Below are 24,992 nucleotides of genomic sequence, written 5' to 3' on the forward strand. Positions count from 1 at the left end.
TTCGTAATAGTAACGATAAAAATCTGACCTTTGTACAAAATAATGGTAAAATTTGGACTATATGGATTTTATAAATTGAATAATTTGCTTTATAATGATGCATCTATAAAATTCCTAATAAGTAAGTTCAAAGTAATTATTATTTTAAAACATAGGGGATGTTTTTATGACAGTGAAAACGAATAAGGTTTCAGGTAGTAAGTTATTGACTGGTATTGTATTATCTATATTAACTTACTGGCTGTTTGCCCAATCTTTTTTAAATATCGGGCCTAAGATCCAAACGACATTTGATGCGAGCCCAGATATCGTAAACATTTCAGTGAGTTTAACTTCATTTGTTACCGGCGTGTTTATGGTGGTTGCAGGGAATATTTCAGATAAGTTTGGAAAAGTAAGAATGACTAGGATAGCGTTAGTATTAAGTATTATTGGCTCACTTATGCTTATTGTTTCAGGAAACGTTGTACTACTTTTACTCGGTAGGATTGTACAAGGTTTCTCGGCAGCGATTATTATGCCGGCAACAATTTCAATTGTAAATGATTTCTTCGAAGGAGACGATAGGCAGAAAGCATTGAGTTTTTGGTCAATTGGCGCATTTGGTGGCACTGGACTATCGTCATTTTTTGCTGGAGCCATGGCTACATTTATATTTTGGCAATCGATTTTTATATTATCAATTATATTATCAATCGTAGCGTTGTTTTTATTGAATAAATTACCAGAAAGTCGTATAAATAAAGCTGAATCTAATCCGTTTGATTATATCGGTTTAGCCATTTTTATTATAATGATTGGCAGTATTAGTTTTGTAATAACCCAAGGTTACAAAATAGGGTGGCTTAACGCTATAACAGTGATTTTATTTGTTGTATTTGTAATTTGTATTTACATATTTTTCAAAGTAGAACGTGTCAAAAAAGCGCCATTTATAGATTTAGATTTATTTAAAAATAGACCGTATATTGGCGCAGTCATAGCTAACTTTTTATTAAATACTGGGGTTGGCGTTATTGCACTATTTAATATGTATGTGCAAGGTGGGTTAAAGCTAACAGCTTTCCAAGCTGGCTTACTGACGTTGCCGTATTTAATTTCATTATTGCTTATTATACGTTTAGGAGAAAAAAGTATTAAACGATTTGGCGCAAAGCGTGCAATGGTTATTGGCCCGATATTTACAGGATTAGGTGTTCTGTTATTCAGCTTAACGTTTTTTGATACACCTGTTTACGTGGTGATTGCATTAATTGGTGCCGTATTCTTTGGTGGGGGCACAGGATTATTTGCTACACCGGCATTAAGTACAGCAGTATCTACGACGCCTCCTGAAAAAGTTGGCGTGGCATCAGGTATTTTTAAAATGGGTTCTACATTAGGTGGTGCCTTTGGTATTGCGATTATGACTTCTATTTTTACTGGGATCATTGAGAGTGGCCAAAGCGTGCACAGCGCTGCTGGTATTGGTTTTATTGTGGGTACTTGTCTAGTATTATGCGGCGTGCTAACGAGTGCGATTGTAATACCAACACGGAAAATAAACTAAATATGGCTAACGTATAATTACCAGCTGTTTCTGGAATATAAACAAAAGATCTAGTTTTATATAAACGACATATGAAAGCATGCGTTAGGCATATGTTTATACCAGCTTTTAACTACCCAAATCATTTTGGTTAGGGGCGAGATAGAGATTTAATTCTTTTAATTAGATTTCTATCTCGCTTTATTTAATTTTTTACGTTATAAAACTAAATTACATTTCATAATTTTACATAGAAAATTAAAAGGATTATGATTAATACAAATATATACGAGAAAGGGGGGGGTTCTATGCAATACAAAACATATTATGAATCGCCAATCGGTCAAATAGCAATTACTTCAGATGGAGAGGCGATTACAGGTTTATGGTTGCCTAAGCATAACGATTTTGAATTAAATTATAATGAACCTTTAACAGAAGCAAAATTGCCCATATTTACAAAAGCAATTACATGGATTGATGCATATTTCGCAGGAAATAATCCCAAAATTGATTTTGAATTAAAAGCTACAGGGTCGGAATTTAGAGAACAAGTTTGGGAGATTTTATTAGACATTCCATATGGCGTAACAGTGACTTATGGCGATATTGCGAAAAAAATAGCAATTAAAAGAAATAAACAAAAAATGTCTTCACAAGCAGTTGGCGGTGCTGTCGGTACCAATCCAATTTCTATAATGATCCCTTGCCATAGAGTAGTTGGTAAAGATGGCAGTCTTACAGGTTATGGAGGCGGCATCGATACGAAAATTGAGCTATTACAACTTGAACAAGTCAATATGAAGCCACTTTATAGACCCAAACATAGCACTAAGCCATAAATGACGCACAAAATAGCGTAGCTTTCTATGCTCAGAACAATTAAGTATAAAACATAGAAATATGAAAGTTAGATTATTGTATATATATGCAATTTCATCAGTGTCGAGCTAGCGTAACTAGATATTAAGATAAAGCCAAAGCTAGAAATGCTATTCACTTTCATTTTTTATTTAAAAAATTATATTTTTAAAAAATAAAAAATTATTTTAGCACCAAGTTGCTTATTAATCTCATTGTGTTATCCTAAAAAACGTCTTTCCTATTTATACTAGAGGGGTGGAAAATTTGGAAAATACAAGAAAATCATTTTCTAGTGTGTTTATTTATTCAGCACTAGTAGTTGGTATATTAGTAATAATTGGTGCTATTTTTCCAGCTAAATTTGGAGAAATTACAGGTGTTATATCTACTTGGGTAACGAAAACATTTGGTTGGTATTATATGTTGTTATACACAGTGATTTTAGGTTTCTGTGTGTTTTTGTTGTTTAGCCCGATTGGGAAGTTGAAATTAGGTAAACCAACAGACAAACCAGAATTTCATACAGTGTCTTGGTTAGCAATGTTGTTTAGCGCTGGTATGGGTATCGGTCTCGTATTCTATGGTTCATCTGAACCGATATCACACTTTCTATCTCCACCGACTGCAGATCCAGAAACAAAGGAAGCAATGGCACAAGCCTTTAGGTCATCATTTATTGACTATGGCTTTCACCCGTGGGCAGTCTATGGCGTAGTTGCGTTAGGTTTAGCATATTCACAATTTCGTAAAGGAGAAAATGGATTAATTTCAAGGACATTAAGACCAGTGCTTGGAGATAGAGTAGATGGTCCCATCGGTGTTATTGTTGATGTGTTAGCTGTATTTGCCACGATCATAGGGGTAGCAGTTTCTTTAGGTGTTGGCGCAATACAAATAAACGGTGGCTTGAATTATTTGTTCGGTGTGCCGAATAACGCTGTAGTTCAAGGTATTATTATCGCTGTAGTTACAGTATTATTTTTATATAGTGCCTGGAGCGGCTTGAGTAAAGGCATTCAATATTTAAGTAATTTAAATATGTTTTTAGCAGCATTATTACTTATTGTTATTTTTATCGTAGGTCCTACAGTACTTATATTAAATATGATGACCAGTGGCACGGGGGATTATCTCAATTCACTTATTTTTAATAGTCTAGATGTCGCACCGTTAAATGAGCAAAAAGCGGAGTGGCTCCAAAGCTGGACAATTTATTATTGGGGCTGGTGGATGAGTTGGAGTCCATTCGTTGGTATTTTTATCGCGAGAATCTCAAAAGGGCGTAGTATTCGTGAATTTGTGATTGCAGTTTTAGGTGTGCCAGTAGTGGTTAGTATTATCTGGTTTAGTGCATTCGGTATGACTGGTATAGATACTGGCCAATCTCATAATGAAATATTTAAAATGCCCCCCGAGACGCAATTGTTTGGTATTTTTAATGAATTACCGTTCGGTTTTATTCTATCAATTATCGCACTAGCCTTAATTGCTTCATTTTTTATTACATCTGCGGATTCAGCAACTTTTGTGTTAGGCATGCAAACAGCCTATGGCACATTAAATCCTTCAGGTTTTATAAAAATTGTATGGGGCATTGCATTGGCAGCTATTGCTTACGTACTCTTACTTGCTGGTGGAGATACTGGGTTAGACGCATTACAATCTGCAGCCATTATCTCTGCTTTACCTTTCAGTTTTGTAGTGATATTAATGATGATATCTTTATACAAAGATGGTAATAAAGAACGTAAACATTTAGGCTTATCTTTACAACCAAAAAGACATATCCAAAGCCAAGATCGTGATTAAATAATTACTAAGAATTGGACAGGTATAGCTCAGTTACATTAGAAAAAAGGATGGTTTTTACTAAAAATAACGTAAAAACCATCCTTTTTAATATTTTTATATAGAAATATTGTGATATTAATCATTTTAGATATTTCAGTGTACTTGTTCATTTCTAAAACTTTCAATAGAGATAAATATATTACTAAAATATAAAATAATTGAGAGACTATATTCATACATGTTTAAATTTAGGTTATGAGCGTGATGGTCATATTTAGCGTTAAATTTAAAGGATAGGAAAACGGCATCTAGGCAAGTATATAGATTGATAAGCGACAAATGTTAAATATAATAATGCACCTTTATTTTTAAAAATAAAGGTGCATTTTACTTAATCTTAGAAATGATATTCTAGACTATTTTGTTATATATTTATATTTTCGGTTAATGATGAAGAATGAGATAAGATTAAGTGATTTGAATTCTAATTTAAGGTATTATAATTACGGATATGATTATGAATGCTTTCAAGGTAGAATATACCTTTTGATTCATTTGCTAATTCAACCTCGTGATTAAACTCAAGATTATCGAAACGTTTAAAGAACGCTTCATACGTATCAACAGAGATTTCTGTACGATGGTTTAATAAATTTTTATGGCCTTCGATGTCAAGTGCATCTCGATAGCCTTCTACTATTTTACCACTGAAGAATTCACCAACTGAGCCTGATCCATAGCTGAATAAGCCAATTGTATCCCCAGCATTGAGTTCATGATGCGTTTCTAGTAATGAAATTAAACTTAGATATAATGAACCAGTATAGATATTACCAACATAACGATTGTAATAAGTCGCTGCATCATACCCTGATGTTAATCGTTCTTTGGTTTGTTCATCGATATCATCTGTTAAAATTGAATCAAGTGCTTTTTTACCCATTTTTGTAAAAGGCACGTGGAAACATAAGGATTTAAAATAATCTAGTGAAATATGATGTCTACGCGCATACTCATTCCAACTTTCTTGGAATGAATGAATATAAGCATCTTTTGATAACGCGCCGTCTACAAGTGGGTATGATTGACCACTTGGGCGCCAGAAATCATATACATCTTCAGTAAATGCTACAGCATCATCATTTAGTTCAAGAATGCGTGGATTTTGTGTTATCATCATAGCAACTGCGCCTGCACCTTGAGTTGGCTCGCCACCAGATTCTAAACCATAACGTGCAGTATCACTAGCAATGACTAAAACTTTTTCATCAGGGCGGTTTGCTAAGTAATCTTTTGCGAGTTGAATAGCAGGTGTTGCAGCATAGCATGCTTCTTTCATTTCAATACAACGCGCAAAAGGTTGAATACCTAATAGATTATGTATTTGAACTGCTGAAGCCTTAGCAGAATCGATAGCAGATTCAGTTGCAACAATAACCATGCTGATTTGTTTCTTATCATCTTCTGTAATAATATCTTTGGCAGCATTTGCACCCATAGATACAATATCTTGACTCATAGGACTCACTGCCATTTCATTTTGGCCAATACCAATAAGGAATTTATTTGGATCAACTTGTCGAGATTCAGCAAGTTTAGCCATGTCTACATAAAAACTTGGAACATAAAAATTGATTTGATCAATACCAACTGTCATAAAGCATAACGACACCTTTCTTTATATAAATAAGCAACTGTATCATACCAAATGATACGTATAAAATACAATAATTTATAACACGTGATAAAGGAGACGAACAATGAAAAAAATAGCAATTGTAAGTGCCAAACGTACACCAATCGGGAGATTTAGAGGGAAATTAAGCAATTATACCGCAGTAGAATTAGGCACAAAAACACTGGAGGCTGCTATGTCAGCAATTAATATTAAACCAGAAATGATAGAGCAAGTGATTTATGGCAATGTATTGCAAAGTGGGAGTGGTCAAAATCCTGCCCGTCAAATAGCAATCCATTCTGGTGTTCCAAATACAACTCCAGCTATGACAATTAATGAAGTGTGTGGGTCTGGCTTGAAATCTATTATTTTAGGAAAGCAATTAATCCAATTAGGTGAAGCTAAAGTAATAGCTGTAGGTGGCGTAGAAAGCATGACAAACGCGCCTAAGTTAGTACTTAATGAAGACGAAGCCCCTGTAGATAGTTTTATGCACGATGGCCTTACTGATGCATTTTTAAACGTGCCTATGGGTATTACAGCCGAAAAAATTGCTGAAAAGTACAATGTATCACGTGAAGCACAAGACCATTTTGCTAATGAATCTCAACAAAAAGCACAACAAGCGTCAGCAGCAGGTAAATTTAATAATGAAATCGTTCCATTAGAAGATGTAAATGGAGAAATGATGACTACGGATGAAGGTATTCGCGGAAATAGTAGTGTTGAGAAATTAAGTACATTAAAAACGATATTTAAAAAAGATGGTACCGTAACAGGTGGTAATGCGTCTAGTATTAACGATGGCGCATCAACTATCATTTTAATGGATGCTGACTATGCGAAACAAGAAGGCTATGATATTTTAGCTATAGTTGGTGCGCATGCCGAAATCGGGTGTGATCCTGAGTATATGGGCTATGCGCCATATCATGCTGTGACAAAATTATTAGATAAAACAGATAAAGTCATTGATGACTTTGATGTAGTAGAAATGACAGAAGCTTTCGCATCGCAAAGTATTCCTGTAAGAGACCATTTAGGTATATCTGAGGATAAGTTAAATTTATATGGTGGGGCGATTGCATTAGGTCATCCTATTGGTGCAAGCGGTACTCGCTTAGTCACAACTTTAGTTAATATTTTAGCTCAAGAAGATAAACAATCGGGCGTAGCAACTGCCTGTATCGGTGGCGGTTTAGGCATTGCAATCCAAATTGAAAAGGAGAATAACTAATGGATCCATTAGGCAAGACATTTCGTCATTTGTCCAGAACAGAAAAGTTAGAGGAATTAGTAATTAAAGGATGGTTATCTGAAGAAAATAAAAGTGTGTTACTCAATAACCCTTTAATTTCAGAAGAGATTGCGAATAGTCTTATAGAAAATGTCATTGGTCAAGGGACATTACCTGTAGGTTTATTACCTGAAATCAAAGTAGACGATAAATCATATGTTGTGCCAATGATGGTCGAAGAACCTTCAGTAGTTGCAGCAGCCAGTTATGGTGCAAAGCTTGTAAATCAAACTGGGGGCTTTAAAGTTGTTTCTAGTGAGCGTTTAATGATTGGGCAAATTGTATTTGATGGTGTGTTAGATACTGCAGTTTTAGAACAACGTCTTCAACAACTTGAACCACAAATGAAACGTATTGCGGATGAAGTATATCCTTCAATAATTGAGCGTGGCGGTGGTTTTCGTAAAATTGAAATAGATACATTCCCCGAGGAAGGCTTATTGTCATTAAAAGTTTACGTAGATACAAAAGATGCAATGGGCGCAAATATGTTGAATACCATTTTAGAAGGGATAACAGCATATTTAAAAAATGAATTAGAACATGTTGATATATTGATGAGCATTTTATCTAATCATGCAACTGCATCTGTCGTTAAAGTACAGGGAGAAATCACAGTTGATGCATTGTCAAAAGGTGGGCGTGATGGTCAAGATGTAGCCAAAAGAATGGAACGTGCATCTGTATTGGCTCAAGTTGATATTCACCGTGCAGCCACACATAATAAAGGTGTGATGAATGGCATTCACGCTGTAGTGTTGGCGACAGGTAATGATACTCGTGGGGCTGAAGCCACAGCGCATGCATATGCAAGTAAAGACGGTCAATATCGTGGCCTAGCTACGTGGCATTATAATGAAGAAAAACAAGTGCTTGTAGGGACAATTGAAGTGCCTATGACATTGGCTACTGTAGGCGGTGGCACCAAAGTATTACCAATCGCAAAAGCGTCTTTAGAATTAATGAAGGTTGATTCTGCACAAGAATTAGGTCACGTCGTTGCTGCCGTGGGGTTAGCACAAAATTTTGCGGCATGTCGTGCATTGGTTTCTGAAGGTATTCAACAAGGCCATATGAGTTTACAATATAAATCATTAGCAATTGTAGTAGGTGCGCAAGGTGAAGAAATTGCTCAAGTAGCAGAACGCTTAAAAACACAAGATCGTGCAAATACAGCCGTTGCACAACAATTGTTAGAAGAATTAAGATTGCAAAAACAATAATATTAAAATAACCCCTGAATGATTTTGATGTGTGCCCCAAAAGTTGAACTGAAAATCTAACTTTTAGGGGCTTTTTGCATATAAGTAAATTAGATAGTAAATTTTAAAGTAATTGATTTATTTGAAACTTTGTATACCATATAATTAAAATATGAAGAAATTAAAAAAAGGGGAAATGATTAATGATAAATAATAAATTACCTTCATTATTATATACGGGGAACGCTAAAAGTGAGGTGCCTATCCTTGCTCATGAACAAGGGATACAAACTATTACGGCAGAACCATGGTTAGAAATTTCTGATAAGGGATTACAACTCGAAGGACTCTGCTTTGACAGAAATGGAGACTTGATACTTTGCGAAGTTTTTGGGGGAACTATTTTTCATGTAGCCCTGCCTGATAAAAAAATAACTCGATTATTAAAGTCACATAAAGAAAATCCAGCAGCCGTTAAAATACATAAAGACGGACGTTTATTTGTCTGTTATTTAGGTGATTTTGATCGTTCAGGTGGTATTTACGCTGTTGATGCAAATGGCAATAAGATTCAAGAAATTGTATCAGATATTGAAACAGAATATTGTGTGGACGATTTAGTATTTGATCGTAAAGGCGGGTTTTATTTTACGGATTTCAGAGGTTATTCTACAAATCCTAAAGGTGGCGTGTATTATGTTTCACCAGACTTTCAATCTATTACACCTGTTATACAAAACTTAGCGGTTGCCAATGGTGTAGCACTTAGTACGGATGAAAAAACATTGTGGGTAACAGAAACGAATACGAACCGATTACATCGTATTGATTTATTAGAAGACGGTGTGACCATCGCACCATTTGGAGCGTCTATACCTTATCATTTCACAGGGCATGAAGGTCCTGATTCGTGTTGTATAGATAGTGATGATAATTTATATGTTGCAATGTATGGTCAAGGAAGAGTGCTAGTATTTAATAAGAGAGGTTATCCAATAGGGCAAATATTGATTCCAGGAAGGGATCAAGGTCATATGCTTCGTTCAACGCATCCTGCATTTATTCCAGGAACAGATCAACTGATTATTTGTTCAAATGATATTGAAAATGATGGTGGCTCTTGGATTTATACAGTAAAAGGATTCGCTAAAGGACACCATAGCTACCAATTTCATTAAACACAATCAAACTTTAAAATATTTACCTGTAATGAGCAGTCATTTGATATTGCTTAGTTACAGGTTTTTTTATTTTAAAAAATTTTCAAAAAAAGTAAATTTTAATATATAAGACAACGTCAGTGTATGGTAGTACTTTAGGGGATCAGGTAAGAATAGATGTAATAAATAAGTACGTTGTAATTAAAAAATTTCATGGTATTTTGATGTAATAGTAAAATATTTAAGGTAAAATTTATGAAAAAGTTATAAATACACGATTGAAAGCGTATTCATTTTTAAGTATGATATTAATTAACAAAGGGAGGTGTTCGTTATTTTTACGCGAAAAAATAAGAATGACGAAGATAACGTAAATACGAAGAAGCCATTAGGTGTGACATCTGCAGTAATTACCTTATCAATTATGATTATTACTATGTTATTTACAGTGGCTGTATTAGAAAAAGAACCTCATATTCCATTAATGATAGGAACTGCAGTCGCAATTATAATGACAATGATGCATGGCTATGAATTTCGTGAAGTAGAAGAAATGATGTATAAAGGCATACGGCATGCGTTACCAGCTATTGTAATCATTATACTTGTAGGTTTAGTAATTGGTTCATGGATTGGCAGTGGTGTTGTGGCGACAATGATTTATTATGGTTTACAATTAATAGATCCACGTTATTTTTTAGCAGTTGTGGTCATTTTATGTAGTGTTGTCGCATTAGCTATTGGCAGTAGCTGGTCCACAATGGCAACTGTTGGTGTTGCGTCAATGGGCATCGGTATTAGCATGGGCATTTCTCCAGGCATGGTTGCTGGCGCAGTTATTTGTGGTGCTTATTTTGGTGATAAAATGAGTCCACTGTCTGATACAACAAATCTTGCTTCAGGTTTATCAGGCGTTGAATTATTCGAGCATATTAAGCATATGTTTTACACGACGATACCAGCTGTAATCATTGCGTTAATCGCTTTTTTCTTTATGGGTATGCAATATGGCAATAAAAACTTTGATACAAAAAGAATTGATGCAATCCTTAACACAATGCAAGATAACTTTGTCATAACACCTTGGTTATTATTAATACCTTTAATAGTAATCGTCCTAGTCATATTTAAAGTGCCAGCGATACCCGCCATTTGTGTTGGTATTATATTTGGTTTCTTTGCTCAAATATTTGTACAAGGTGGATCGATAACAGAAGCATTAACAGCTTTACAAACAGGTTATACGATCGAATCAGGAAACAAACTTGTAGATGAACTATTTAATCGTGGTGGATTAGAATCGATGTTTTATACTATATCACTGACTTTAGTAGCGATGACTTTTGGTGGTGTGCTCGAATACTCAGGCATGCTATCAGCATTGATTTCACTGATTTTAAGAGTAGCGCAAACTACTGGTTCATTAATTGCATCTGTCATTATATCTTGTATTGGGACTAACTTTACGTGCTCAGAACAATACATATCTATTATTGTACCGTCAAGAATGTACGCTAATGCTTTTAAAGAAAAGAATTTACATCCTAAAAACCTATCGAGGGCACTCGAAGATGGTGGCACGTTAACGTCCGTATTTGTACCCTGGAATACGTGTGGTGTGTTTATAGCATCAACACTAGGCGTATCTGTAATGGAATACGCACCGTTTGCGATTGTTAATTATACGGTACCAATTATTTCAGTTATCTTTGGTTATGTTGGCTTTAAAATAATTAAATTAAAAGAAATAGATAAAGAAGACTCAGATAATGCAAACTTGGCTTAAAACTTAACATGATAAGCTAAGATGTGGTTGAGTATTAGAAGCGTATCGTTAATTACAAAAAATTCAAGGTAAATCAAAAAAGGTGATTGTTATTTTTATTTCAATAGTAGAAACTAGACATTTATAGTTTAATGATGAAGCTTAAAACGATAAATAACAGTAATGAACGCCATACCAAATGATTTATTGTGTTAACCTAAGTTATCTACAATGATAACTTAGCACGTCAATTTCTTTTTATGATATCTGTGAATTAAAAAGATTGAAAAATTAGAATTTAGCCGTATACTAGAATGTACAAATTGAAGTTAGGTATAGAGGAGCACGCATATGGATATTAAGCATATGAAATATTTTGTTGAGGTTGTAAACCAGCATGGTATGACGAACGCTTCTAAATCTTTATATATTGCACAACCAACGATTAGTAAAGCGATTAAAGATATAGAAAAAGAATTAAATATGCCGTTATTTGATCGAAGTAATCGTCAACTTGTGCTAACGGATGCTGGAATGGTTTTTTATCAAAAATGTAAAGAAATATTAGCGCTATATAAAGATTTACCTAGAGAAATCAATAGTTTAGTTGGCTTAGAAACAGGACATATTAGCATCGGTTTATCTGCTGTCATGAATATGAATAAATTTATTCATATATTAGGTGAGTTCCATCAACAATATCCTAATGTCACTTATAATTTAGTTGAAAATGGTGGCAAAATGATTGAGCATCAACTGATTAATGATGAAATAGATATTGGTATTACAACGTTGCCAGTCGACCAATCTATTTTTCATTCGTTGCCTTTATATCAAGAAGAGTTAAAATTGGTTTTGAATCAAGAGCATCATTTAGCTAATTACCAGAAAGTGCAAATGGCCATGCTAAAAGATGAAGATTTTATACTATTTAATGAAGATTTCTATTTAAACGATAAAATAATTGAAGCAGCAAAAAATGCTGGTTATATCCCTAATACAGTATCAAAGATTTCACAATGGAACTTTATTGAAAACTTGTTAAACGCACATTTAGGTGTGAGTATTTTACCTGAAAATATTGTGAATTTATTGGATAGTAATTTTAAAAATATAACACTTGAAGATCCTGGCATGCGTTGGGAATTAGGCGTGATTTGGAAGCGCGACAAATATTTAAGTTATGCAACTAGGCAATGGATAGATTTTATGAAACAACGACTATAATATATAGACAAGCGAGAAAACAAACAAGCCGCTTTATTAAAGTAGATATTTTGTTGCATGAAAAAGGTATATACAAATGAGGTTAATCATTACTGAATGATTATAGCGTTTTTTACAGTAATTTAGTTAATTTGCGGGAGTCGGAACGGGAATCCAATTAAAGCTATTTGGTCCCGTGCTGCTCCCGTTATTTTTTAGATATAAGCATTCATTTATAAATAGTTCATAACGTAAATAATTTTGATAGATATGGCTATTTCTAGATAAAGTATAGACTTACATAATATGTAAAAACGTTTCCATAGATAAAAGTAATAGCTAGTATAAAAAAACAATATTTTTATTATAAATTGTGGCGCGTTATACTAATAATGTAATCAATAAAATAGTTATATATAAAAGTACGAAATGAATAAAACAATAAAGGAACAAAGGATGATGAGTATTGCAGGTAGCATTAAAGATAGTCAAAATTATGTTTCAAGCGTTAATTATTATGGGTATTACTTTTATTGGTAATAAGATTCAAATGATTTTCCATATTCCAATTGCAGGTAGTATTGTTGGATTGATTTTATATTTTTTGTTACTTCAATTTAAAATAATTCCAACAAAATGGGTAGAAGAAGGTTCTAAATTTTTCTTAGCAACAATGGTATTTTTCTTTGTCCCATCTGTAGTAGGTGTTATGGATGTTGCGTCTATGATTAATCTCAATTTTATTTTATTCTTTATTATGATTGTAATAGGCACGTGTTGCGTTGCTTTAATCTCAGGGTACATTGCTGAAAAAATGGTTAAAACTGAGCAATACGGGAATGGTCAAAATTAGATGACATTTCTAAAAGCAATAATAATGATTGTATTAACAGTTTGTATGTACGTTGGAGCAAAAAAATTACAGTTTAAATATAGAAGCCCATTTTTAAATCCAGCACTAGTGTCATCCATTGGGATTATTATTGTACTATTAATATTTAATATAGATTATCAGCAATATATGATTGGCGGTAAATGGATTCACTATTTATTAAATTGTACAGTGGTCGCTTTGGCATATCCGCTGTATCAAAACCGTCATAAAATATTAGCTAATGGAAAAATCATATTTAGTAGCGTTATTGCAGCTGTGATATTGAACTTCGTATTTGTATACGTCATTTTGAAAACATTTGGCTATTCAAAAGAAGTCATTGTTACGATGCTACCAAGATCAATTACGGCGGCAGTTGGTATTCAAGTATCACATCAAATGGGAGGTGTCGATGCAATTGCTGTGTTGTTTATTATAGCTACTGGTTTAATAGGTAGTATTCTAGGCGCGTATTTGATTAAATTTGGAAGGTTTAAAACATCAATTGCCAAGGGATTAACATTTGGCAACGCATCGCATGCATTTGGTACAGCACAAGCGCTTGATATTGATTTAGAAGCAGGTGCTTTTAGTTCAATTGGTATGATTTTGACAGCGTTATTGAGTTCAATTGTACTGCCTATACTCATGATCTTTTTATACTAAGTATAAGCCTAGCAATGATTAAAAATATTAACTATTTTATGTAATGAAAAATTAAATCGCTAAAATTCGGAAGGAGCAATTTTTACAATGGCAAAAATTAAAGCAAATGAGGCATTAGTAAAAGCATTACAAGCATGGGATATAGATCACTTATATGGTATTCCTGGTGATTCAATAGATGCAGTAGTGGATAGATTAAGAACAGAAAGAAATAATATAGAATTTATTAATGTGCGACATGAAGAAGTTGCTAGTTTAGCTGCTGCAGGGTATACAAAATTAACAGGTAAAATCGGTGTTGCACTCAGTATTGGTGGCCCAGGGGTGATTCACTTATTAAATGGTATGTATGATGCAAAAATGGATAACGTGCCGCAATTAATTCTAGCAGGGCAAACAGATAGTACAGCATTAGGCACAAAAGCATTCCAAGAAACGAATATTAATAAAATGGTTGATGACGTAGCTGTGTATAAACACCAAGTATCTGAAGATGATAAAGATATATTTGGTATTGTAAATGAAGCAATCCGTACAGCTTATGAGAAAAAAGGTGTAGCCGTTTTAATCTTGCCTAATAATTTATTAACACGTAAAGTAAAAGATACTACAGACCAAAAAGTAGACACTGCACCACCTGCACGCGTAGCGCCTAAACCACGCAGTATTAAAAAAGCGGCTAAGTTAATTAATAAAAGTAAAAAACCAGTTGTGCTACTTGGTACTGGTGCAAAACATGCCAAAGATGAAGTACGTGAATTTATAGAAGCATTCAAAATACCAACAATCTTAACGTTACCAGCGAAAACGATTCTGCCAGATGCACACCCTTATAATTTAGGTAACCTAGGTAAAATTGGTACTAAAACTTCATATCAAGCAATTCAAAACGCAGATTTATTAATCATGGTAGGTACTAACTATCCGTATTTAGATTATCTACCTAAGAAAAACATCAAAGCTATACAAATTGATACAAATCCAGAAAATATAGGACATCGTTTTGATATAAATGTGGGTATTCTAGGTGATAGTAAACTCGCATTACAACAATTAACTGATTCAGCTAAACATGTAGCTAACCGCGATTTCTTAAATAAAATATTAGAAAGAAAAGCTACATGGGACGCTTGGATGGCTGAAGACATGGCTAATGACAGCAAACCAATTAGACCAGAACGTTTAATGGGTGCAATTAATAAAGTTAGAACTGATGATGCTATATTTGCTATAGATGTTGGAACAGCGACTGTATGGTCTACGCGTTATCTAAACTTAACAGTAAATAATAAATTTATTATCTCAAGTTGGTTAGGTACAATGGGCTGTGCTTTACCTACAGCATTAGCAGCAAAACGTGAATATCCAAATCGTCAAGTTGTTGGTATTATTGGTGATGGCGCGTTTGATATGGTTATGCAAGATTTTGCTACCGCAGTGCAATATGATTTACCAATGACATTATTTGTATTAAACAATGAACAACTTTCATTCATTAAATATGAACAACAAGCTGCAGGTGAATTAGAATATGCCATTGACTTCACTGATATTGATTTAGAAAAATTTGCTGAAAGCTTTGGTGGCGTAGGATACACACTTAAAGATCCAAACAGAATTGATGAAGTTGTCGAATCAGCTATGGCTGAAGATAGACCAACAATTGTTAATGTTTATGTAGATGAAACCGCAGCGCCATTACCAGGTAAAATTGTAAATGAAGAAGCAATGAATTATGGTAAATGGGCATTTAGATCTATTACAGAAGATAAAAAATTAGACTTAGATGAATTACCTCCAATTTCTACAGCTGTTAAACGTTTCTTCTAAATAAGTAGATAATGTAGACAGAGTGGCAGAGACAATATATTATGCTCAATGACTTTGCGTCTTGTTAAAATCTCAAAGTATAAACGTTGAAGTGGTTATAAAACAATTAGAGACCCAACTGGGTCTCTTTTTTATATCAAAGATATTTAAGTTAAGAGTGATACATGAATCAAGTTCATACATAAGTGTGGTAAACGTTAAAAGAATTATGAGCTTTAGCTCATGTAAAGCGCATGCGTAAGTGCTCCCAAAGCAATAACTAAAAGCGTAACGCTTTAGAATTAATTTTTTATTTACATTTTTAGTCTAGTTGTCTACTGCTTATATAGTATTAGGAGCAAGACATCATAAGATATTTTGGTTCTTTTTATTATTGATTTATTTTATAAGTTAGTTTGTTCTATGAAATAAGGATATAATTTGAAAATTGATTGAAAATTCAGCTTAATACCTATAAAGTATAATATTATAGATATAAGTAATTATATTGAAATGATGGATTCATTCGTTGAAGTTTGGGTTAATTTTTCAAATATATGAAACGCCAAGTGAGGGGTAATTTGAGATGTTCAAATCTTTATTTAAAAATTTAAAATTTAAAACACCACATACATATGGACTATTACTATTCATTATAGTAGTAGCAAGTTTACTTACATATATCATACCGGCAGGAGAATATGCACGCGAAAAAAAAGATGGACAAACGCTTGTTGTATCAGGCTCATATCAAGAAGTATCACAGCAAGGTGTCTCATTTTTTGATATTTTTCGTGCGATACCAGAAGGGCTAATCAGCGGTGGCGAAATTGTATTTTACATTTTTTTAGTCGGCGGTGCGTTTGGTATTGTACATAAAACAGGCGCCTTTGAAAATGGTGTGAACAAAGCTATGAATGTATTAGGTTCATACAAAGCGTTAATGATTCCATTGACGATGACAATATTTTCAATATTAGGATTTTCTATCGGATTAGCAGAAGAAACAATCATATTCGTACCTATTGGTATTATTATTGCTAGAACTTTAGGTTACGATGCGATGACCGGCGCAGCAATGGTTATATTAGGCGCCTCCAGTGGCTTTATAGGAGGTATGCTAAATCCTTTTACAGTGGGCGTAGCTCAATCTGTTGCGGAATTAACTTTATTCTCAGGTTGGGGTTTGCGTTCTGTTATTTATGTTTTTATTTTGTTAGCAGCTGTTACAACTGTTATGTTATATGCGCGTAAAGTTAAGCATGATTCAAGCAAAAGTATTGTGTATGAATTAGAGCAAACTGAAAGCCAGTCAGGAAAAGCAATAGAAACGCCTCGCTTTACGAAGCGTCAAGGCATAGGATTGTTACTTATTGTTGCAGCGATAGTGTTAAATGTATATGGCATTTTCACTTATGGTTGGTCGTTTAATGAAATGAGCGCAAATTTCTTATTGGCAGGCTTACTTGCAGGCGTAATAGGCGGTTTAGGTATTAATGGCACGTTTGAAGCGATGATAGAAGGTATGAAGGATATTCTATTTGGCGCGATGATTGTCGGCTTTGCTAAAGGTATTATTTATATTTTAGAAAATGGTCACATTATCGATACGATTGTACACGGGATGACCACGTTACTTGCTGATGTTCCTTCGTCAATGGTTATTATCACTATGTTTGTTTTACAATTCTTTTTAAACTTCTTTATTCCATCCGGTTCAGGACAAGCATTAACGACTATGCCATTAATGGTACCTATCTCTGATTTACTGAATATTAATAGACAAATCACGGTACTTGCCTTTCAATATGGAGACGCGATTAGCAATGTATTATTCCCGACATCTGCCATCTTGATGGGTGCATTAGCGGTAGGGAAAATAACTTATACACAATGGCTTAAATTTGCTTGGAAGTTAATTGTTGTTTGGGTAGTTATTTGCTGTATCGGCATGTCTATTGCATTAATGATTGGTTATTAAATGTAACATATCCAATGATAACTTATTAGAAACAAATTATAGGCGAACACGTTGTTAAAAGTTAAATGATATAAATAAAAGATTTTATTTGTAAATCAATTTATGACTTTCATAATAGCATTAAGTCAATCTTATGCGGAGCGGCAATTGGAAATCAACGATTTTTGATTTCTAAGTCGCTCTTATTTTTTAAGTTATCAATCATTAAAAAGTTGAAATATTCAGAAATTACAAATATGATAATAAATAAGACGTTATTAAAGAAGGTGAATCTATGCATTACAGACCATCTATAACAATTTTGCCGAAAGTCACACTAGTACCACCGGATCTTCAAATGGCGAAAGCGTTATTTCAAACAATACAAGAAAACTTTTCACATTTATCTAGATTTTTAGATTTTATAACGGAAGACATGACAGTAGATGAAGAAAAATCATATTTAAAAATGATGATTCAACATCAAGCTGAACAAAAAGGACAACTATTTTTAATTTATTACGAAGATACACTCATTGGTACAATTGATTTACATAAAATAGATACTAAAAATAGTAAAGCAGAAGTTGGTTACTGGATTGCTAAAGGTTATACTGGTAAACGAATCACTACAGCAAGCGTTAAATTTATTTGTGGTTATGCATTTCACCACCTAGGGTTAAATAAACTAACAATTGTTGCTGACGTTAGAAATTTGGCAAGTAATAAAGTAGCCAGAAACGCCGGATTTCATTTTGTCGCGACGGATGTTCAAGATATATATGACGGCAAACATTACCGAGATATGAATCGGTATAGGTTATTGAAAGATGATTTTGATTTATCTCAAGATCACTAAAATCATATATATTTATGAAAGATATTTTAAATCGCTATCATTGTTGGTTATATAAGGTTGTTTTTAAATAAGTAATCTTTATATTAAATGACATATGAAAATGAAGTAAGCAGCAATGTATAAAGGAGGCTTTAAGTTTTGATAACAAGAGGAATTAACCATATTGGTTTAACTGTTCCAGATATTGAAAAGGCAACGTCTTTCTTTAAAGAAGCTTTAGATGGTCAGGTTGCTTATGACAGCCAAACTAGGATGGATGATCCTAGAGGTGGAGAATTTGTTGAACACGTCTTAGGACTAGAACATGGAGCCAAAATTATTAAAAAAAGAATGATGGTGTTTAATCATGGGCCGAATATAGAGATGTTTGAATTTGTGCGTGCAACACAAAACAACGCAGATACATTACAAGATATTGGCTTTACGCACATCTCATTTTATGTAGATGATTTTGAAGCGGCATTTAGAAGCATAAAGCAAGCTGGTGGTCAACCATTATCAAAACCGCATAGTAATACGAAGTACGAAGATACTGAAGATAACCGCACAGTATATGTTAGAGCACCATGGGGAAGTTTAATCGAGTTACAGACGATACCTAACGGTTATTATTATCCATCAGATAGTGAATCAACAGTATTTATACCAAGACCATGAATAATGTAGATAAAGGAGGAAATGATATGTTACAAAGAAAATTAAACGTGGCCAATTTAAGTACACCTATTCAAAAATTAGAAACATTAAGCCAAACATTAGGTAAAGATATATATATTAAAAGAGACGATTATACTGGAACTGAAATATCAGGTAATAAAGTGAGAAAGCTAGAATATACCATACAATACGTGTTAGATAATGGTTATGATACGATTATTACTACGGGCGCCATTACCTCTAATCATGCTAGAGCAACAGCAGCTTTGTGCGCTAAATACAATATTGAATGTCATCTTGTTTTAAGAGGAGCGCTAAAAGCATTTGAAGGGAATTTATTCTTAGATGCTATGTTAGGTGCGCATATACATGTGATTGATGAACATCAGTCTCGGGAAAAAGCGATGGAACGATTAAGTAAAGATTTAGAAAGCGAAAATAAAACGCCTTTTATAGTACCAAGCGGTGCATCAGATTGGATTGGCGCTCATGGCTATATCAATGCTTTTGAAGAAATTGTAAAGCAAGCAGATGAATTAAATGTTCAATTTGATTCTATCAATCTAGCTGTCGGTTCTGGGGGCACATATGCAGGTTTGTGGTATGGAAAGTATATACATAATTTATCAACTCAAATTATTGGATATGCTGTCAATGAGAGTGCGTCTATTTTCAAAAATAAGGTGATTGAAATCATTAATGAATTAGATGAAGATATAACAACATTTGATACGCTATCGATTAATGATCAATATATCGTATTAGGATACGCTCAAGCAACAGATGAAGAGTTACAATTTTATATTGATATCGCACAACAAGAAGGCGTTGTGTTAGATCCAACATATACTGGAAAAGCATTTCGTGGTTTAGTAGAAGAAATCAAACAAGGAAAGTATGACGATCAAAAAGCGATTTTATTTATTCATACAGGTGGTCTACAAGGTTACACTGAAGAAACTAGAGCACGTATCCAACGTTTACTCCCGACTTTTAATAAAGATTTATAAACGACTGGAAAGATAGCTGATTGAAATATGCCATCTGCAGTTTAGAGCATAAATATTGCTAATTCTAGTGCATATGATTCATAATATAAAACACTTTATATTTAAGGAGGGTATTCTAAATGACTCAAATATTAACTTCAATTGATGAATACCAATCATTTATTGAGCAAAACCCACTCGCAGTAGTCCACGTAATGAGAGATAATTGCAGTGTTTGTCATGCAGTTTTGCCCCAAATAGAAGATTTAGTACGTGGATTTCCTGGCGTGCCATTAGGTGTAATTAATCAAAGCAAAGTAGAAGCAATAGCAGGTGAATTATCTATTTTCACTGTACCGGTAGATTTGATTTTTTTAAATGGTAAAGAAATGCATCGTCAAGGCAGATTTATTGATATGCAACAAATAGAACACCAATTAACAATGATGTACGAAAGTTTAAAAACATAAGACTATAAAGTAAATAAATATGCACGTAACGCACTTAGACATCCTGTTATTCGCTTACTATTGTAAAAGTAATAATAGGATGTTTCAATTTATGCTAAAACTATTGAGTGAAAATGAATAGTTCGAAATAAAAACGGGTTAAATTAAATTATAAGTGTCATCTATAATAAAAATATTGTATGATAAGATTAATCTATAGAGTCAAAGGGGGAGTATTTATGCGCATAGAAAGAATTTGCCCAGATGAAGCAGAAGCGCTGTATACTTGTATGAAAAAGATTGATCAAGAAACACAATATATGCTCTATTTACCGGATGAAAGAAGTTTTAATAAAGAAAAATTAATAGAAGATATTAAGCAAAATTTTTATATCGGTGTAAAAACAGAAACAAATGACATTGTTGGCTATTTATCAGTGCACATTAGTAGATTAGCTAAAATAAAACACATAGGTTATATCTTAACGGGTGTAATTAATGAAATGCATCATCAAGGTTTGGCGACTAAGATGTTTCAAGAAACGATAAAATGGGCAGAACGTAAAGGGTTAAGACGGTTAGAGTTAACTGTAATAACAACGAACACGCCAGCAGTAAAATTTTATGAAAAATTGGGTTTTAAAATTGAAGGCATTAAACACGAATCTATTTTTATGGATGATCATTATTATGATGAATTATATATGTCCATGATGATTAATCAAGCATCTTTATTAGATTCAACTATAGGATGAAACTGCGTCATGATAAATGTGGTTTTGTATGTAGAGCATTTATAACTCGTGTATTTCATACATACTAATATAATTTAGGATAAACACTTTACTAAAAAATAAAGTGATTTATAAATAGGATGCATTAAATTTTTACTGGCAGCAGATAGCAAATTTGAAATCTATTTATATCCGTTTTTTCTAGTTATGAATACCAAGTAAAGCGATGCATGTCATTGTTATTATGAAATAAAACTTATGTCTTGCTCTCAGATAATGATATATTGGAGGTCATATGAGATGTTAAAAAAAATAGCTACTATTACAAGTATGGGTGTGGCTACTTCATATTTGTACGCTGAAATTGTAGAAAAACGTAGTTATAAAAGTTTTTTATATGAAATGCTGCTTAGAGTTACGAAGATGAAGCGTGCATTTGAAAAGGCAACATACGCACAAGAAGCACTTGAGGCAGTTAAGCATCAAACTCAAGGTAAATATGAAGGAACAGATTATCATTTTGAAAATACAGTTTATACAAAAATGATACAAAATGTCACAACTTATGTGGTAAATGATAAAGAAGATAATCAACAAAGATCATTAATCTATGTTCATGGCGGCGCTTGGTTCCAAAATCCACTTAAATACCATTTTGAATATATAGATAAACTCGCTACGGCTTTTAATGCTAAAGTCATCATGCCTATCTATCCAAAAATACCGCATGCCACATATAAAGAAACATTTGAATTATTAGAAGCTATATATCGAAACGAATTGGAACAAAAAGTGAATGCACAAAAACTTACTATTATAGGTGATTCTGCAGGCGGTCAAATAGCATTATCATTTGCGCAGTATTTAAAAACGGTTAACTTAACACAACCAAGTGATATTGTGCTGATTTCACCTGTATTAGACGGCACTTTAAGCCATCCTGAAGCACGTGTGTATGAAAAGATTGATCCAATGCTAGGAATTGAGGGGAGTAAATATTTAATTAATTTGTGGGCTGATAAATTACCTTTAACAGATTGGAGAGTTTCACCAATTTACGGAGATTTCAATGGTCTAGGGCGCATTACGATTTCCATTGGAACGAAAGAGACACTTTATCCAGATGCTGTAAAATTATCTCAAATGTTAAATGAACAAGGTATTCAGCATTCGTTTATTCCTGGATATCAGTTGTTTCACATTCACCCTATTTTTCCTATTCCTGAAAGAGAACAATTGATTCATAAATTAAAAGAAATTATAGATTAAATTTTAAACTTTGTTTTACAGCGATGAAATTACAATTGAATCATTAAAGTTATAAAGTAAAGAGCGAAGATATGCAATCAAATAGTGGTTGCGTATCTTCGCTCTTTTTATATTGAGACTGATATAAAAAATCATGGCTTGGCCTTAAAAAGGATATAAGCATGTTGAATTATTTTGAACCGTTTAAATAAGCTGGGAAGAAGTCCGTAAATAGATCAACGAATGTTAAATATGCTTCTTTGTCTACATGCTCATCTACTTGGTGAGCCTGACTGACAGTACCTGGACCATACATAATAAATGAAAAGTTTTCGTCTTTATCTACTAATAGATCTGAGGCATCCGTCACACCAGGCGAAGCTTCTGTTGGTAATGTTGTATTGAGATATTTTTCACCCATTTCAACAGCAAGTGCTATTAATTTATTTTGGCCTGTAGTGTAAACAGGGGGTCTAGACATATAAGTGTCAATTTCAATATCAGTTTCTTCAGTAGCAACTTGTTTTAAGATTTCATTGAAATAAGAAATAAATTGATCGTTATCATGTTCAGGAATGGTACGAATATTAAATTCGGATGTTGCGTGTTCGGGAATGGAGTTCACTTGATTGCCTCCATTGAAAATCGTTGCATTCATAATCGCATTACCTAATAAGTCATTATTTTTATTAAACTTGTTAAACCCTTCATCTGCTTTGTAAACAAATTTAACAAGTGGTGAAATAGCGTTAAAACCAAGTTGTGGCATAGAACTGTGTGAAGCTTTACCATGAGAAGTGACACGAATATCCATTGATCCTTTATGAGCATAAATAATTCTATCTTGGGAAGGTTCAGCAATAACTAATGCATCCACGTCTTTCATATAACCTTTATCATGAAATGCTTTTGCGCCTTCTCCAACAATCTCTTCACCAGCAGTTGCAAGTAAGCGTATTTTCCCATGTGTTAATAAACCTTGGTCGTGAATATCAATCATGCTGAGTACTAACGCGGCTAAGCCTGATTTCATATCAGCTGAGCCACGACCATAAAGTTTGCCGTCTACTTCTGTAAGTTTGAATGGATCGTATGTCCATTTGTTTTCATCGCCAGCAGATACAACATCCATATGGCCAGATATACCAAGCACGGGTGCGCCTTCACCAATTTCAGCCACTAGGTTAGCGCGACTATCACTTATTTTAATAATTTCAGATTTAATACCATGCTCTGATAATAAATTCTGTAGATATTTACATACTTCCATTTCATTGTCATTAACTGATTTAATACTTACTAAATCTTCTAAGATTTGAATTCTTTCTTGTTTAGTAAATTTACTCATCATAAAACCCCTTTTCCAAAATTAATAAAACATCTATCGCTTTTATTATATCTGAAAAATCAGACACTTTGAAATTAGACACATTTGAAAAAGGCATCTTTATAGGAATTTTGAACGTATTGTTAAAAATATATGCCGAGTGATTTTATTAAAAATTAAACATGGTTTTTAGAGGATGCGTTATCTAAAGACCATGTTTTTATAGTATCGAATTGATTAGTTGTAGGTTGATTCATGTGTTGAGACTGCCAATTTTTAGGAATAGAGCGATTTTGTTGTGTAGATGATTTTGTAGATTGCGATGCGTTATTTGTTTCATTCACGTTTTCAATATGTCTTGTGTTATCTGTATCAAGCACTGCGCCGCGCATATCATTACCTTGAAAACTTCCTACTAAAATCATAATTAAATAACTACAACATAAAAGTGCAACGACAATAAGATACAGTGAGACAGTTAACTTTACTGGCTTGCTCATATCCATCCTCCTAAACAACCTATGATTACTTTCAACTTCAAGATAACATTTGAATTTTAATACTATGTAAATTTCAAGTAAATATTGTATTTATTTCTTTTAAGAGTGAATACTTGTTGTTAAAAATTTTTATAAAATTTTTCATTCAAATTTATTTTTTAATAAAAGTATGCAATCATTGTTATAAAAGGAATTGTTATTGCATTAAATATAACTTTTTATAAAATGTAGATAGTGTTTCATATTTAATCTATAGATATCTTATAGACTTTATATTAAATCAATGTTATAAAAGGAACTGTTGTTATATTAAATATAATTTTATAAAAGAGTTTATTGGATAAAGTCGGTATAATTGTGTAAAAGTAAAATGGCCATATAACAGTCCTTTTACGGTACAATGTTTTTAACGACAAAAACTTACACAGG

Annotated in this window: 21 protein-coding genes; 18 read left to right on the forward strand and 3 right to left on the reverse strand. The window is 33.2% G+C overall.

The window, feature by feature from the left end; all coding sequences use genetic code 11:
* Positions 1-166 precede the first annotated feature (166 nt).
* The 3 genes from KA894_RS09070 (at position 167) to KA894_RS09080 (ending at position 4,201) form a co-directional block, all read left to right on the forward strand.
* A complete protein-coding gene (locus KA894_RS09070) occupies positions 167-1,549 on the forward strand; it encodes an MFS transporter (protein ID WP_103372687.1) in 1,383 nt (460 codons plus the stop codon).
* Between the two features lie 287 nt (positions 1,550-1,836).
* Positions 1,837-2,370 carry a methylated-DNA--[protein]-cysteine S-methyltransferase gene (locus KA894_RS09075; RefSeq protein ID WP_119487713.1) on the forward strand — a complete coding sequence of 178 codons (534 nt, stop codon included), beginning with the start codon at positions 1,837-1,839 and terminating at the stop codon, positions 2,368-2,370.
* 286 nt (positions 2,371-2,656) lie between these two features.
* Positions 2,657-4,201, forward strand: a complete 1,545-nt coding sequence (locus tag KA894_RS09080; protein WP_119487714.1) for a BCCT family transporter — start codon at positions 2,657-2,659, stop codon at positions 4,199-4,201.
* Between the two features lie 466 nt (positions 4,202-4,667).
* On the opposite strand, the gene KA894_RS09085 is transcribed toward KA894_RS09080, so the two are convergent.
* Entirely contained in the window at positions 4,668-5,840 is a 1,173-nt protein-coding gene (locus KA894_RS09085) for a hydroxymethylglutaryl-CoA synthase (protein WP_096808379.1), read from the reverse strand.
* Between the two features lie 103 nt (positions 5,841-5,943).
* On the opposite strand from KA894_RS09085, the gene KA894_RS09090 reads away from it, so the two are divergent.
* The 15 genes from KA894_RS09090 to KA894_RS09160 all read left to right on the forward strand — a co-directional run bounded on the left by KA894_RS09090 (position 5,944) and on the right by KA894_RS09160 (position 22,757).
* Positions 5,944-7,098: a thiolase family protein gene (locus tag KA894_RS09090; protein ID WP_119487715.1), complete on the forward strand. Its 1,155-nt coding sequence runs from the start codon at positions 5,944-5,946 to the stop codon at positions 7,096-7,098.
* Positions 7,098-8,381, forward strand: coding sequence for a hydroxymethylglutaryl-CoA reductase, degradative (locus tag KA894_RS09095; protein WP_103373437.1), 1,284 nt, complete (start codon positions 7,098-7,100; stop codon positions 8,379-8,381). The genes KA894_RS09090 and KA894_RS09095 overlap by 1 nt, the downstream gene beginning before the upstream one ends.
* 182 nt (positions 8,382-8,563) lie before the next feature.
* The gene (locus KA894_RS09100; protein ID WP_207606311.1) at positions 8,564-9,538 is read left to right on the forward strand and encodes an SMP-30/gluconolactonase/LRE family protein; all 975 of its coding nucleotides are present in this window, start codon (positions 8,564-8,566) and stop codon (positions 9,536-9,538) included.
* A 307-nt stretch (positions 9,539-9,845) separates the two neighbouring features.
* Positions 9,846-11,306 (forward strand): Na+/H+ antiporter NhaC, encoded by a 1,461-nt coding sequence (gene nhaC, locus KA894_RS09105; protein WP_103372500.1) that lies wholly within the window; start codon positions 9,846-9,848, stop codon positions 11,304-11,306.
* 330 nt (positions 11,307-11,636) lie between these two features.
* The gene (cidR, locus tag KA894_RS09110; protein ID WP_115341924.1) at positions 11,637-12,512 is read left to right on the forward strand and encodes a cidABC operon transcriptional activator CidR; all 876 of its coding nucleotides are present in this window, start codon (positions 11,637-11,639) and stop codon (positions 12,510-12,512) included.
* Positions 12,513-12,957: 445 nt separating this feature from the next.
* On the forward strand, positions 12,958-13,344 hold the full coding sequence (locus KA894_RS09115) for a CidA/LrgA family protein (RefSeq protein ID WP_096808385.1): 387 nt from the start codon (positions 12,958-12,960) through the stop codon (positions 13,342-13,344).
* Complete coding sequence (locus tag KA894_RS09120; RefSeq protein ID WP_096808386.1) at positions 13,345-14,031, forward strand: LrgB family protein; 687 nt, start codon at positions 13,345-13,347, stop codon at positions 14,029-14,031. It abuts the gene before it with no gap.
* Between the two features lie 87 nt (positions 14,032-14,118).
* Entirely contained in the window at positions 14,119-15,861 is a 1,743-nt protein-coding gene (locus KA894_RS09125) for a pyruvate oxidase (protein WP_096808387.1), read from the forward strand.
* A 565-nt stretch (positions 15,862-16,426) separates the two neighbouring features.
* Positions 16,427-17,821 carry a YfcC family protein gene (locus KA894_RS09130; RefSeq protein ID WP_096808388.1) on the forward strand — a complete coding sequence of 465 codons (1,395 nt, stop codon included), beginning with the start codon at positions 16,427-16,429 and terminating at the stop codon, positions 17,819-17,821.
* Between the two features lie 274 nt (positions 17,822-18,095).
* A complete protein-coding gene (locus KA894_RS09135; protein ID WP_096808389.1) occupies positions 18,096-18,659 on the forward strand; it encodes a GNAT family N-acetyltransferase in 564 nt (187 codons plus the stop codon).
* A gap of 138 nt (positions 18,660-18,797) precedes the next feature.
* The gene (locus KA894_RS09140) at positions 18,798-19,316 is read left to right on the forward strand and encodes a VOC family protein (protein WP_115341926.1); all 519 of its coding nucleotides are present in this window, start codon (positions 18,798-18,800) and stop codon (positions 19,314-19,316) included.
* A gap of 26 nt (positions 19,317-19,342) precedes the next feature.
* The gene (locus KA894_RS09145) at positions 19,343-20,326 is read left to right on the forward strand and encodes a D-cysteine desulfhydrase family protein (protein ID WP_210133896.1); all 984 of its coding nucleotides are present in this window, start codon (positions 19,343-19,345) and stop codon (positions 20,324-20,326) included.
* A gap of 119 nt (positions 20,327-20,445) precedes the next feature.
* The gene (locus KA894_RS09150) at positions 20,446-20,775 is read left to right on the forward strand and encodes a thioredoxin family protein (protein ID WP_096808392.1); all 330 of its coding nucleotides are present in this window, start codon (positions 20,446-20,448) and stop codon (positions 20,773-20,775) included.
* Between the two features lie 218 nt (positions 20,776-20,993).
* Positions 20,994-21,509, forward strand: a complete 516-nt coding sequence (locus KA894_RS09155) for a GNAT family N-acetyltransferase (protein WP_096808393.1) — start codon at positions 20,994-20,996, stop codon at positions 21,507-21,509.
* Positions 21,510-21,788: 279 nt separating this feature from the next.
* Positions 21,789-22,757 carry an alpha/beta hydrolase fold domain-containing protein gene (locus tag KA894_RS09160; RefSeq protein WP_115341927.1) on the forward strand — a complete coding sequence of 323 codons (969 nt, stop codon included), beginning with the start codon at positions 21,789-21,791 and terminating at the stop codon, positions 22,755-22,757.
* Positions 22,758-22,926: 169 nt separating this feature from the next.
* Here KA894_RS09160 and KA894_RS09165 read toward each other — a convergent pair whose 3' ends face one another.
* Together KA894_RS09165 and KA894_RS09170 are read right to left on the reverse strand one after the other, a co-directional pair.
* A complete protein-coding gene (locus KA894_RS09165; RefSeq protein WP_119487717.1) occupies positions 22,927-24,084 on the reverse strand; it encodes an ArgE/DapE family deacylase in 1,158 nt (385 codons plus the stop codon).
* Positions 24,085-24,239: 155 nt separating this feature from the next.
* On the reverse strand, positions 24,240-24,563 hold the full coding sequence (locus KA894_RS09170) for a hypothetical protein (RefSeq protein ID WP_096808396.1): 324 nt from the start codon (positions 24,561-24,563) through the stop codon (positions 24,240-24,242).
* Positions 24,564-24,992: the final 429 nt, after the last annotated feature.

The sequence above is a fragment of the Staphylococcus sp. GDY8P131P genome (assembly GCF_017891975.1).
Lineage (GTDB): Bacteria > Bacillota > Bacilli > Staphylococcales > Staphylococcaceae > Staphylococcus > Staphylococcus nepalensis.